Annotated in this window: 12 protein-coding genes and 1 tRNA gene; 5 read left to right on the plus strand and 8 right to left on the minus strand. The window is 72.1% G+C overall.

The window, feature by feature from the left end; genetic code table 11:
- Window positions 1-291: 291 nt before the first annotated feature.
- Together OTB16_RS30695 and OTB16_RS30700 are read right to left on the minus strand one after the other, a co-directional pair.
- Window positions 292-1,311 carry a C40 family peptidase gene (locus OTB16_RS30695; protein ID WP_267724456.1) on the minus strand — a complete coding sequence of 340 codons (1,020 nt, stop codon included), beginning with the start codon at window positions 1,309-1,311 and terminating at the stop codon, window positions 292-294.
- A 369-nt stretch (window positions 1,312-1,680) separates the two neighbouring features.
- On the minus strand, window positions 1,681-2,523 hold the full coding sequence (locus tag OTB16_RS30700; protein ID WP_420717833.1) for a class I SAM-dependent methyltransferase: 843 nt from the start codon (window positions 2,521-2,523) through the stop codon (window positions 1,681-1,683).
- Between the two features lie 264 nt (window positions 2,524-2,787).
- Here OTB16_RS30700 and mshA point away from each other — a divergent pair, with 264 nt between their 5' ends.
- Together mshA and OTB16_RS30710 are read left to right on the plus strand one after the other, a co-directional pair.
- The gene (gene mshA / locus OTB16_RS30705; protein ID WP_420717834.1) at window positions 2,788-4,170 is read left to right on the plus strand and encodes a D-inositol-3-phosphate glycosyltransferase; all 1,383 of its coding nucleotides are present in this window, start codon (window positions 2,788-2,790) and stop codon (window positions 4,168-4,170) included.
- Window positions 4,163-4,651: a type III secretion system chaperone family protein gene (locus OTB16_RS30710; RefSeq protein ID WP_267724458.1), complete on the plus strand. Its 489-nt coding sequence runs from the start codon at window positions 4,163-4,165 to the stop codon at window positions 4,649-4,651. The genes mshA and OTB16_RS30710 overlap by 8 nt, the downstream gene beginning before the upstream one ends.
- A 36-nt stretch (window positions 4,652-4,687) precedes the next feature.
- Here OTB16_RS30710 and OTB16_RS30715 read toward each other — a convergent pair whose 3' ends face one another.
- Window positions 4,688-6,076, minus strand: coding sequence for an MDR family MFS transporter (locus OTB16_RS30715; protein ID WP_267724461.1), 1,389 nt, complete (start codon window positions 6,074-6,076; stop codon window positions 4,688-4,690).
- 151 nt (window positions 6,077-6,227) lie between these two features.
- On the opposite strand from OTB16_RS30715, the gene OTB16_RS30720 reads away from it, so the two are divergent.
- Entirely contained in the window at window positions 6,228-6,989 is a 762-nt protein-coding gene (locus OTB16_RS30720) for a phosphoglyceromutase (protein ID WP_267724463.1), read from the plus strand.
- A gap of 78 nt (window positions 6,990-7,067) precedes the next feature.
- On the opposite strand, the gene OTB16_RS30725 is transcribed toward OTB16_RS30720, so the two are convergent.
- The 4 genes from OTB16_RS30725 to phoU form a co-directional block, all read right to left on the minus strand.
- Window positions 7,068-7,631, minus strand: coding sequence for a dihydrofolate reductase family protein (locus OTB16_RS30725; RefSeq protein ID WP_267724465.1), 564 nt, complete (start codon window positions 7,629-7,631; stop codon window positions 7,068-7,070).
- 83 nt (window positions 7,632-7,714) lie between these two features.
- A tRNA-Trp gene (locus OTB16_RS30730) sits at window positions 7,715-7,789 on the minus strand.
- Between the two features lie 88 nt (window positions 7,790-7,877).
- The gene (locus OTB16_RS30735) at window positions 7,878-8,027 is read right to left on the minus strand and encodes a hypothetical protein (RefSeq protein ID WP_167344738.1); all 150 of its coding nucleotides are present in this window, start codon (window positions 8,025-8,027) and stop codon (window positions 7,878-7,880) included.
- A 222-nt stretch (window positions 8,028-8,249) separates the two neighbouring features.
- On the minus strand, window positions 8,250-8,927 hold the full coding sequence (gene phoU / locus OTB16_RS30740) for a phosphate signaling complex protein PhoU (protein WP_267724472.1): 678 nt from the start codon (window positions 8,925-8,927) through the stop codon (window positions 8,250-8,252).
- A 215-nt stretch (window positions 8,928-9,142) separates the two neighbouring features.
- Between phoU and phoR the strand changes: the two genes are divergently transcribed.
- Both phoR and phoP read left to right on the plus strand, forming a co-directional pair.
- Window positions 9,143-10,423, plus strand: a complete 1,281-nt coding sequence (phoR, locus tag OTB16_RS30745; protein ID WP_267724474.1) for a two-component system sensor histidine kinase PhoR — start codon at window positions 9,143-9,145, stop codon at window positions 10,421-10,423.
- 5 nt (window positions 10,424-10,428) lie between these two features.
- Window positions 10,429-11,100 carry a two-component system response regulator PhoP gene (gene phoP, locus OTB16_RS30750; RefSeq protein WP_465270536.1) on the plus strand — a complete coding sequence of 224 codons (672 nt, stop codon included), beginning with the start codon at window positions 10,429-10,431 and terminating at the stop codon, window positions 11,098-11,100.
- A gap of 85 nt (window positions 11,101-11,185) precedes the next feature.
- On the opposite strand, the gene OTB16_RS30755 is transcribed toward phoP, so the two are convergent.
- Window positions 11,186-11,860, minus strand: a complete 675-nt coding sequence (locus OTB16_RS30755; RefSeq protein WP_267724480.1) for a DUF461 domain-containing protein — start codon at window positions 11,858-11,860, stop codon at window positions 11,186-11,188.
- Window positions 11,861-12,487: the final 627 nt, after the last annotated feature.

Here is a 12,487-nt window from a genome sequence, read left to right on the forward strand (position 1 = left end):
CGGGGTCCGTCCCGTGGAGCGAGACGTCGTGGGCGGCGGGTTGGTTGCCTCCGCGGGCGATCCCACCTCCCCGTATGCCCGTTCCCGCGGCCGAGCCGCCGCATCCGGGCGGGCCGGCCGCCCCCGGCGGGGAGGGCTCGGCTGCCGGGAGCGGGGCTGTGTCCTTCGCCACGGGTGCCGGGCGGGCCGGGGCGTCCGTTCCGGATCATGCCGGGCCCGGTGCGGACTCGGCCGGCGAGGTCCGAAAAGGACGCGAGGCCCGAAAGGGATGCGAGATCCGAAAGGGATGCCCTACGCGTCGGGGCGGACGACCGCCTTGATCGGCATGGAGCCCGCCCCCGCCATCGTCACGTGCCGGCCCGGCCGCGGGGCGTGGACCATCGCGCCGTCGCCGACGTACATCCCGACGTGGCTGGCGTCGTCGAAGTAGATGATCAGGTCGCCCGGCCGCATGTCCTTGACCGCGACCTTCGGCAGCCTCAGCTGTTCCTGCGAGGTGCGCGGGATGCCCTTGCCCGCCGCCAGCCACGCCTTGGAGGTCAGGCCGGAGCAGTCGAAGGAGTCCGGGCCGACCGCGCCCCACACGTACGGCTTGCCGATCTGCGCGGTGGCGAACTGGACGGCCCGCTTCCCGGCGTCCGTCGCCGTGCCCTTGACGTCCTTCATCGCGCCCGTGGACAGCCACGCGGTCTGCGCCTTGTACTGGGCTTCCTGCTCCAGCTGGATCAGCCGGGCCTTCTCCTCGGCCTCCAGCTTGTTCTCCAGCTCCTCCGCGGCCTTGATCTTCTCCTCGACCTGCTTCTTCGCGGTCTCCTGCTTCACGCGGTTGGCTTCCAGCGTCTGCCAGTGCGCCGCCGCGTCCGTCGCGTACCGGCGCAAGTCGGCCTGCGTACGGTCGAGTTCGGACAGGAGGTCGGAGGCGGCCTTCTCGCCCTGCCGCAGCCGGCCCGCGCCGTCGAGGAACCGGTCCGGATCCTCGCTCAGTGCCAGCTCCGCGCCCGCCGGCAGGCCGCCCGAGCGGTACTGGGCGCGGGCGGCGGCGCCCGCGCGGCTCTTCAGGGCGGTGATGCGGTTCTGGCCTGCGACGACGAGGCCGGCGATCTCGACGATCTTCTCGGACTGGGCCTTGGTCTCGGACTCGGCGAGGTTGAAGGCGTCCGTTGCGCTGCCGGCCTGGCGGTAGAGCCCCTCTATTTCCTTGCGGACCTGCTCCAGCGACTTGGCGCCGGGCTGGGGGGTCGGCGCCGCCGGGGCCGCAGGCGCCGCGTGCGCCACGCCCGCCGCGAGGCCCGGGGCCGTCATTGTCGCCATCGCGCAGAGCAGTACGAGCGTGCTTGCGCCGCGCCGTCGCCTTACGGCCACCATGGTCCCCCCAGGCACCCGAGTCGGATCCCGTATCAGATCTGACTATTCATCAGTAACTTTTCACTGCCTTCGGGATGGTGCCACGAGACGGTGCATTCCAACACCCTTGTGGATAACCGCCGGATCCCGCCCGCCCCACCGGAACGCCATCGCGATGCCACCGTGCGGTACTTGACCCCTGCCCGGCCCCCGAGAAGCCCCGAGGAAGCTCCGGGAACCCCCGAGGAACTCCGACGAACCCGGAAAAGGCCCCGGTGACACCGCCCCTGACGACTCAACGGGCCGTCCCGGCTCCCGGTTCCCCGTACGCCCCGTTCAGCCCAGGGGGCGCAACGCCTCCCAGCGCACCGTCAGTTCCCCCTGCCGCCAGCGCCCCGGCCCGTCCGCCAGCGGCCAGTCCGCCGTCAGTGCCCGCGCCGTCCGGATCCAGCGCTGCCGCGCCCCGTACGAGGCGTACGGGGAGGCCGCCGCCCACGCCCGGTCGAAGTCGCGGAGGAACGCGTGCACCGGCTCGCCCGGCACGTTCCGGTGGATCAGCGCCTTCGGCAGCCGTTCCGCCAGGTCCGAGGGGCGGTCCAGGGAGCCCAGCCGGGTCGCGAACGTCACCGTGCGCGGCCCCTCCGGACCCAGCGCGACCCACACGTGCCGTCGCCCGATCTCGTCGCAGGTCCCCTCCACCAGCAGCCCGTCCGGCGCCAGCCGCCCGCACAGCCGCTCCCAGACCCGCGCGACCTGGTCCTCGTCGTACTGGCGCAGTACGTTCGCCGCGCGGATCAGCGCGGGGCGCTCCCCGCCGTCCAGCGGCACCTCGAAGCCGCCGTGCCGGAAGCCGAGGCCCTCGCGCTCGTACGGCTTCGCCGCCGCGACCCGCGCCGGTTCGATCTCGATGCCGACCACGCGCACGCGCGGCGCGGCCTTCCGCAGCCGCGCCATCAGCTCGACCGCCGTCCAGGGTGCGGCCCCGTACCCGAGGTCCACGGCGACCGGCGACCCTGCGCGCCGCAGCGCGGCCCCGTGCGTCGCGGCGATCCAGCGGTCCATCCGGCGCAACCGGTTCGGGTTGGTCGTCCCGCGCGTCACCGCGCCCACGGGGCGGCCCGGGCGGTCGGGGCGGTCGGATCGGCCCGGGGAAGGGGGCGGGGTGGTGCGGGAGGCCATGGGCCGAGCGTAAGCGGAGCGCGCGCGGAGGATAAAAATCCGGCAAACCGACAAGGAAAGTCCCCGCTCCCCGGAATGCGGGGGACGGCCGTTCGGGTTGCACTCGGTGCAGGGCGCCGACCGCGCTCCTGCCGTCATGCCGTCCCAGCCCTGCCGTCATGCCGTCCAGCGTCGACACAGCGTGGTGCCAACGCCGAGAGCGCCCCGGGGCCGTCCCGCCGCGCCGTCCGTCCGAGCATCGTCAGAGCGAGAGGAACTGCTCCCTTGAGCCAGTACGTGTCCCGTCTCGGCGGCAGCATCAGCGGCCGCCTCGCCGCCGCGCGCGCCACCCGCCACGAGCCCCCGCGGCTGCGCCTGCCGGCGGTCGGCCACCACCGCAAGCCCCGCCGCGTGGCCATGCTCAGCGTGCACACCTCGCCGCTGCACCAGCCCGGCACCGGCGACGCCGGCGGGATGAACGTGTACATCGTCGAGCTGGCCAAACGCCTCGCCGCGATCAACATAGAGGTGGAGATCTTCACCCGGGCCACCACCGGCGGCCTCCCGCCCGTCGTCGACCTCGCGCCCGGCGTCCTGGTGCGTCACGTCGACGCGGGACCGTACGAGGGCCTCGCCAAGGAGGAGCTCCCGGCCCAGCTGTGCGCCTTCACCCACGGCGTCATGCAGGCCTGGGCCGGGCACCGCCCCGGCTACTACGACCTCGTCCACTCCCACTACTGGCTGTCCGGTCACGTCGGCTGGCTCGCCGCCGAGCGCTGGGGCGTCCCGCTCGTCCATGCCATGCACACCATGGCCAAGGTCAAGAACGCGTCGCTGGCCCAGGACGACACGCCCGAGCCCGCCGCCCGCGTCATCGGCGAGACCCAGATCGTGGCCGCCGCCGACCGCCTCATCGCGAACACCGCCGAGGAAGCGGACGAGCTCGTCCGCCACTACGAGGCGGACCCCGGCAAGGTGGCCGTCGTCCACCCCGGCGTGAACCTCGACCGGTTCACCGTCGGCGACGGCCGCGCCGCCGCCCGCGCCCGCCTCGGGCTGCCGCAGGACGCCGTCATCCCCCTGTTCGCCGGCCGCATCCAGCCGCTGAAGGCCCCCGACATCCTGCTGCGGGCCGTCGCCGAGCTGGTCGACCGGGACCCCTCGCTCCGCCGCCGCCTGCACGTCCCCGTCGTGGGCGGGCCCAGCGGCAGCGGCCTCGCCAAGCCGGAGGGGCTGCAGAAACTCGCCGCCAGGCTGGGCATCGCCGACCTGGTCCACTTCCACCCGCCGGTCGGGCAGGACCGGCTCGCCGACTGGTTCCGGGCCGCGTCCGTGCTGGTCATGCCCTCGTACAGCGAGTCCTTCGGGCTCGTCGCCATCGAGGCCCAGGCCGCCGGCACGCCGGTCCTGGCCGCCGCGGTCGGCGGGCTGCCCGTCGCCGTCAACGACGGGGTCACGGGCATCCTCGTACCCGGGCACGACCCGGTGGACTACGCGCGGCAGCTGCGCCGCTTCGTGGACGAGCCCGGGCTCGCCGACCGGATGGGCGCGCAGGCCGCGCGGCACGCGCAGTTCTTCGGCTGGGACACGGCCGCGAGCGGCACGGCGGACGTCTACACCGCTGCCATACATGATCATCGCCGTCGCGTACGCTCCCACCATGGCTGACACCGCCGCGATCATCGAGAGCACGCTGACCGGGGCCGGACTGTCGTGGGAGAGCCCGTCACCCGGCTCGTACGTCGTCCAGCTGCCCGGCACCCGCAAGCTGAGCACCACCTGCTCGCTCCGCCTCGGCCGGCACTCGCTGTCGGTCAACGCCTTCGTGATCCGCCACCCCGACGAGAACGAGCCGGCCGTCCACCGCTGGCTGCTGGAGCGCAACCTCAAGCTGTACGGGCTCGGCTACGCCGTGGACCGTCTCGGCGACATCTACCTGACGGGCCGCCTCCCCCTCGCCGTGGTCACCCCGGAGGAGCTGGACCGGCTGCTGGGCACGGTCCTGGAGGCGGCGGACGGCGCCTTCAACACCCTGCTGGAGCTGGGTTTCGCGGGCGCGATCCGGCGCGAGTACGACTGGCGCGTCTCGCGCGGCGAGCCGACCCACAACCTCGACGCGTTCAAGCACCTGACGCGCCCGTCCACCTGACGCGCCCGTCGTAGCCCCCCGGCCCGGGCCCCCTCGTTACGCGGAGGAGGGCGCGGGCGTCACGGCCGGCCCCGGAAGCGGCAGCCCGGCGGGTCCGCGGCCGGAGCCGGAAGCGGATCCCGGCTCGGAGCCGGATCCGGAACCCGGCTCGGAACCGGAACCGGAGTCGGGCTCGGGCTCGGCATCCGCCCCCGCCGACAGGTCCGCCGGCTCCACCGGCTCCACCGCGGGCAGGTTCCGCATCAGCAGCCAGTACCCGAGCCCCGCGACGGTCCCGAGGACCGCCGTCGCACCCCACAGCCACTCCGCGCCGAACCGGTCGATGACCCAGCCCGCCAGCAGCGGCGCGACCAGCGAGGCCACCGCCCAGGACATCGTGTACATGCCCTGGTAGCGGCCGCGCCCGTGCAGCGGGGAGAGCCGTACGACCAGGCCCATCTGCGTCGGCGAGTTGATGATCTCGGCCAGCGTCCAGACGCAGACGGTCAGCGCGATCACCCCGAGGGAACCGCCGAAGGCGGTGAGCCCGAACCCGTACCCCGCGAGCAGCGCCGAGAGCACCAGCAGCTTCTGCGGGTCGCGGTGCTCGATGAAGCGGGTGACCGGGATCTGCAACAGCACGATCAGCACGCCGTTCACGGCGATGACCAAGCCGTAGTCACCGGAGGAGAAGCCCGCCGTGCCCATGGCCAGCGGCAGCCCGAACGACCCCTGCATGAAGATCAGCGAGATCAGGAACGACAGCCCGACGACCCCCATGAAGCGCCCGTCGCGCAGCACCGTGCCCAGCCCGACCTCCGCGTCCGCGGCCGCCGCGGCGGCGCCCTTGTCGGGCCGGGACTCGGGGAGCTTGATGTACACGAGCACCGCGCACACCATCGTCAGCGCCGCCTCGCCCAGGAAGCCGGCGAGGTAGCTGTACTCGGCGACGAAGCCGGCCGCCGTCGCGGAGACGGCGAAACCGAGGTTGATCGCCCAGTAGTTGAGCGCGAAGGCACGCACCCGGTCCTCGGGCCGCACGATGTCGGCCATCATCGCCTGCACGGCCGGCCGCGAGGCGTTCGAGGTCATGCCGACCAGCAGTGCCACGGCCGCGATCGCCGCCGGGTGCTCCATGAAGCCGAGCAGCGCCACCGACAGGGCCGTCGACGCCTGCGCCGCCATCAGCGTGGGCCGCCGCCCCAGCCGGTCCGTCATCACTCCCGCGATCAGCGAGGAGATGACGCCTCCGAGGCCGTGGAGGGCGACGACGAGTCCCGCGAAGGACGCCGAGTAGCCCCGGTCCATCGTCAGGTACAAGGTCATGAATGTGGCGACGAAGGCCCCGAGCCTGTTCACCAGGGTGCTCGTCCACAGCCACCAGAACTCGCGCGGCAGCCCCGACACGCTCTCCCGGGCGGCCCGTCTCAGACTGGCAACGGACATAAGGAATCCCCCCGGTGATGTAAGCGTCTCTTCTGCTCTGGGCACGTTACGAGCGGGGGCCGTCCGGCGCCAGCGAATTGACGCGCAACGTCAATCGGCGGGGGTGCGCACCGCGCGCGAGCGCCCCGGCGCGTCCATTAGGCTCGTACGCATGGCCGACGCACCGTACAAGCTGATCCTCCTCCGTCACGGCGAGAGCGAGTGGAACGCGAAGAACCTGTTCACCGGCTGGGTGGACGTCAATCTCAACGAGAAGGGCGAGAAGGAGGCGGTCCGCGGCGGTGAGCTGCTCAAGGACGCCGGCCTGCTCCCCGACGTCGTGCACACCTCGCTCCAGAAGCGCGCGATCCGCACCGCGCAGATGGCGCTCGAGGCAGCCGACCGCCACTGGATCCCGGTCCACCGCTCCTGGCGCCTGAACGAGCGTCACTACGGCGCCCTCCAGGGCAAGGACAAGGCCCAGACCCTCGCCGAGTTCGGCGAGGAGCAGTTCATGCTGTGGCGCCGCTCGTACGACACCCCGCCGCCGGCCCTCGAGGACGGCACGGAGTACTCGCAGTCCGAGGACCCGCGCTACGCGACGATCCCGCCGGAGCTGCGCCCCAAGACGGAGTGCCTGAAGGACGTCGTCGTCCGCATGCTCCCGTACTGGTACGACGGCATCGTCCCGGACCTGCTCACCGGCCGCACGGTCCTGGTCGCCGCGCACGGCAACTCCCTGCGCGCGCTGGTCAAGCACCTGGACGGCGTCTCCGACGAGGACATCGCCGGCCTGAACATCCCGACCGGCATCCCGCTCGCGTACGAGCTGGACGCGGAGTTCAAGCCCCTCAAGCCGGGCGGCACCTACCTCGACCCGGCCGCGGCAGCGGCGGCGATCGAGGCGGTCAAGAACCAGGGCAAGAAGAAGTAACCAGAGCGGTCATGCCCCTGACCTGCGCGTACGGCGCAGGTCGGGGGCTTTCGTCTGCCCCGGGCCCACGGTGGGCGCTCAGCGCCTCGTCTCGTACCTGGTCAGGATCACGCCGCAGGGAAGCGTCCGCGTCTCCACCAGGTCGAGGTTCACCCAGTTGTCCAGCGCGGTGAAGAACGGCGTGCCGCCGCCCACCAGGACCGGCGCGGTGGCCAGCACGTACTCGTCGATCAGCCCGGCCCGCATGGCCGCCCCGGCGAGCGTCGCGCCGCCGATGTCCATCGGGCCGCCGTCCTCGGCCTTGAGCCGGGTGATCTCGGCGACCGCGTCGCCGGTGGCCAGGCGGGTGTTCCAGTCGACCTTGTCGATCGTCGAGGAGAACACCACCTTCGACATGTCCCGCCAGCGGCGCGCGAACTCGATCTCCGCCGGGGTGGCGTCGGGCAGCTGGTCGCCGGTCGGCCAGTAGGAGCTCATCGTCTGCCACAGCTTGCGCCCGTACAGCGTCAGGTCGGTCGCCTGCAACTGGTCGGACCAGAACTGGAACAGCTCGTCGCTCGGCACGCTCCAGCCGATGTCGTCGCCGGGCGCGGCGATGTAGCCGTCCAGGGACACGTTCATGCCGTAGATCAGTTTCCGCATGGCGCCAGCCTTCCGTGAATCGGTCTCACGCGTACAGACCGACGCGGCACGGAAAACTCATCGAGGACGGAAGGGGAGAAGGGCGGGGCCGGCCGGAGTCGAACCGGCGTCCTCGCGGTTTTGGAGACCGCGCGCGACCACCTCTGCGCTACGGCCCCGCCCCCACCGCATCCTAGGGGGACGCGCAGAGGCCCCGTCCCGGGGTACCGGGGCGGGGCCCTGTACGCGTCGAACCGGGCGGGCGGCTCAGCCGCCGCACTGGCACGGGGCGCCGGACTGGCAGCCGCAGCCGCAGCCCGAGCCGCAGCCGCAGGCGGCGAGCAGCGGAAGCCGCAGGGGCTCCGGCCTCGGCGGCTGCTCCTGCTCCGGGGTGATGGGGACGGGGGAATCGGGCATGGTTCCTCCTCGCAGGCGGCGTACGGGACTTCGCACGACGGACCGCCTTCGCCTCATTCATGCCCAGCCGCACCGGCGCGTCAACGGCGCATTGGGTCGAGGCCCCGCAAAGCCCGTACGCCAGGCCCGTCCGTACGCCAGGCCCGCCCGTACGTCAGGCCCGCCCGGGCCCCGCCAGGACGCGGCCCCGGGCCGCCTCACGCCAGCCCTACGGCCGTCCGGTCAGACGCCGTCGACCGCCGTCGGCGGCTGGAGCTCGTCCGCGTGCTCGCCCGTCACCAGGTAGACGACCCGCTTCGCCACCGACACCGCGTGGTCCGCGAAGCGCTCGTAGTACCGGCCCAGCAGCGTCACGTCCACCGCCGTCTCGATGCCGTGCTTCCACCGGTCGTCCATCAGGTGCTGGAACAGCGTGCGGTGCAGCTGGTCCATCTCGTCGTCGTCCTGCTCCAGCTGGAGCGCCAGGTCGACGTCCTTCGTGATGATCACCTCGGCGGCCTTCGCCATCAGCCGCTGCGCGAGCTGCCCCATCTCCAGGATGGTGGCGTGCAGGTCCCGCGGCACCGCCGTGTCCGGGAAGCGCAGCCGGGCCAGCTTCGCCACGTGCTGCGCCAGGTCGCCGGAACGCTCCAGGTCGGCGCTCATCCGCAGCGAGGTCACCACGATGCGCAGGTCGGTGGCGACCGGCTGCTGGCGGGCGAGCAGCGCGATGGCGCGGGCCTCCAGGTCGTGCTGGAGGTCGTCGACCTTCTGGTCGCCGGCGATCACGCTCTCGGCGAGCTTCAGGTCGGCGTCGAGCATGGACGTCGTGGCCCGCCCGATCGCGGAACCGACCAGCCGGGCCATTTCGACCAGGCTCTCGCCGATCGAGTCCAGTTCCTCGTGGTACGCGTCACGCATGTCTGGTGTCCCTCTCTTGACCTACTGCGCTACTGCCCGGGGGCCGGGCCGGGGCGGCCTCTTGCCCCACGTTGACACGGTGGGCCGGGAACGCGTCCGACTCCGGCACCGCAAGTGAATCACCCCCGTCGTCAGGGTGAACTCTGGGCGACGAGTGTTCGAGGTGCCACCCGAACGGCTGTGGAAGTGTCGTTCTGCCTGCTTAACCTGGATGCATGGACGTGAACGCGGCGGTCGCCGCAGCTGCAGCGATAGCCGGTCTTTGCACCGGTGTCATCGCCATGCTGGCGTTCCGCTGGAGCGAGCGCGACCAAGCCCGCCCCACCAGGAGCTCCATGCGCCCCGACATCAACGCGGTACTCCCGCCCGGAGTGGACACCGTCCTCTCCGTGCTCCGCTCATCCGCCGTCGTACTGGACGAGGGCGACGCCGTCGTCAAGGCCAGTTCGGCGGCCTACGCCCTCGGGCTGGTCCGCGGCGGCAAACTGGCCGTGGAACCCATGCTGCACATGGCCCGCGACACCCGCCGTGACGGGGAGATACGGCAGGTCGAGCTCGACCTGCCCCGGCGCGGCACCGGCCGCGGCGAGGCCCTCGCGGTCTCGGCGCGCGTGGCCCCGCTGGGGTCCCGCCTCGTGCTCCTCCTGGTCGAGGACCTCACGGAGGCCCGCCGCATCGAAGCCGTACGCCGCGACTTCGTAGCGAACGTCTCCCACGAGCTCAAGACGCCGGTCGGCGCGATCTCCCTGCTGTCCGAAGCGGTCATGGACGCCTCGGACGACCCCGAGGCGGTCAGCCGCTTCGCCGGCCGCATGCAGATCGAGGCCACCCGGCTGATCAACCTCGTGCAGGAACTCATCGACCTCTCTCGGGTGCAGAACGACGACCCGTTGGAGGACGCCGAGCCGATGCGCGTGGACACCCTGGTGGCGGAGGCCATAGACCGCTGCCGCCACACGGCGACCTCCAAGCAGATCACCATGGCCGCCGGCGGCACCGCTGACCTGCGCGTCTGGGGGAACCGCGGCCAGCTCGCGGCGGCCCTGGGAAACCTGGTGGAGAACGCCGTCAACTACAGTCCCGCCCGCACCCGCGTCGGCATCGCCGCGCGCCGGGTGACCTCGCCGGGTGGAGACTTGATCGAGATAGCTGTGACCGACCAGGGCATCGGCATCCCGGAAAAGGACCGCGAGCGCATCTTCGAGCGCTTCTACCGCGTGGACCCGGCCCGCTCCCGCGCCACGGGAGGCACGGGCCTCGGCCTCGCGATCGTGAAGCACGTGGCGGCCTCGCACGGCGGGGAGGTTTCGGTCTGGAGCTCCGAGGGCCAGGGCTCCACGTTCACCCTGCGGCTGCCCGAGGCGGCCGCACCCGAAGCAGCCGCGGCCGACCGGGCCGCGGCCCCCGCGTCCGCCACACCGCTGCACGCGGCAGCACCCGCCGAACCCGCACCGCACACCGCACCAGCCATCCCTGCCCCGGAGGTCCTTCCGTGACCCGAGTGCTCGTCGTCGAGGATGAGGAATCCTTCAGCGACGCCCTGTCCTACATGCTCCGCAAGGAGGGCTTCGAGGTCGCCATCGCCGCGACCGGGCCCGACGGACTGGACGAGTTCGAGCGCAACGGCGCCGACCTCGTCCTCCTCGACCTGATGCTCCCCGGCCTGCCCGGCACGGAGGTCTGCCGGCAGCTGCGCGGCCGCTCCAACGTCCCCGTGATCATGGTGACCGCGAAGGACAGCGAGATCGACAAGGTCGTCGGCCTGGAGATAGGAGCCGACGACTACGTCACCAAGCCGTTCTCCTCGCGGGAGCTGGTCGCCCGCATCCGCGCGGTCCTGCGCCGCCGCGGCGAGCCGGAGGAGGTCACTCCGGCGGCCCTGGAGGCCGGTCCCGTACGGATGGACGTGGACCGCCACGTGGTCACCGTCTCCGGCGGGAAGGTGGACCTCCCGCTCAAGGAGTTCGACCTGCTGGAGATGCTGCTGCGCAACGCGGGCCGCGTCCTGACCCGCATGCAGCTGATCGACCGGGTCTGGGGCGCCGACTACGTCGGCGACACCAAGACCCTCGACGTCCACGTCAAGCGGCTGCGCGCCAAGATCGAGCCGGACCCGGGCGCGCCGCGCTACCTGGTGACGGTCCGCGGCCTCGGCTACAAGTTCGAGCCGTAAGCCGTCATCCTCACGGGTGTACGGGAAGGGCCCCCGGTCGCAGGTGCGACCGGGGGCCCTTCCCGTACGGGTACGGTTCCGCGGCTCAGTGGCCCGCGGAGTGCGAGGCGGATCCCGACGGGGAGGAGCCCGCGGCGCCGCCCGAGGGGCTGCCGGAGGGCGAGCCCGACGGGGAGCCGGAAGCGGCGCCCGACGGCGTGCCCGAGGGGCTGCCGGAGGGCGTGACACCGGCGACCGGGGCCACGGTCGGGCCGAAGCCCGCGTACATGCCGGTGCCCGGGACCACGAAGGCCTCGAGCTCGACGTCGCCCGTGCTGCTCAGCTGGAAGACGACCTTCTGGACGTCGCCGTCCTTGGCCACCTCGGCGCCCGCGCCCGCGTCGATCTGCGCGGAGGCGTTGCCCTTGCCGCCCAGGACCACGGAGCCGCCGGCGGGCACGGTCACCTTGCCGGTGCCCTCGGCCGCCTTCAGCACGACCTTGGCCTTGCCACCCGGGAGGGTGATGCCGTCGAGGGTCTGCGCCTTGGTGCCGGAGTTGAACACCGTCGCCGAGACGGCGCCGGCGCCCTTCTTGTCCTTCTCGCCCTGGGTGATGACCAGAGCGTTCTGGATCTTGATCTCGCCCTTGGTGACGGCGGCGTTGTCCGGCTTGATCTGCAGGGTCTCAGCGTTGTTGCCCGCACTGCATGCAGCCAGCGAGGCGATCGAGAACACGACGGCGGTGGCGGCGAGGGCGCCGCGTCGAAGGCTGCGGCTCACGGCGGCGGCATCTCCTTGGACGAACGGAAGGGGAGGGTGGACGCTCGGAACGGCCGAGGTAAAGCCGCTCTAAGGGTGTGTCAGCGCGCTTAGGTTACCGAGCCGCCGCCCCGCCCCCGCACCCGACCCTCCGCAGCGCGGCCCCGCGCTCGGCCCGCCCCGCGATCTTGCATTCCGCCCCCGGCCGTTCCCCGGGACTTCCCCGCGCCTTCCCCCGCCGATCATGTGGCCGATCGGGCCGGTCCCGCATCCGGTCCTGCATCCGGTCCCGCATATCGTGCGCCGATCACCCGGTGATCAATTCCGGATTCCTTCGAACGCGGCGTCGTGATCAATTCCGGATTGGGCCGGAACCCGCTGGACGGGGGCGCCCGCCAGTCGAACGGAGTAGTTCGTTTTCCGGCCTCCGAACGTCGCAAATCGGGACGTACGTCACTCCAGCGGAGCTGCCGGACGGGTGTAGCGTGGCCCTTTCGCCTGGTCCGCACAGCGCCCCCGACCTGCGGATACCCCCTTCCCGAGCCCTTCCGCAGCACGTTCGTGGCGCTGTTGTCAAGCCCCGAGAGGTGCCCTGACCTGCGAAAACGCCATTCATAACAGTCAGTTCTCGTGTTACCCTGGATAGCC

It is taken from the genome of Streptomyces antarcticus, from assembly GCF_026627255.1.
Lineage (GTDB): Bacteria > Actinomycetota > Actinomycetes > Streptomycetales > Streptomycetaceae > Streptomyces > Streptomyces antarcticus.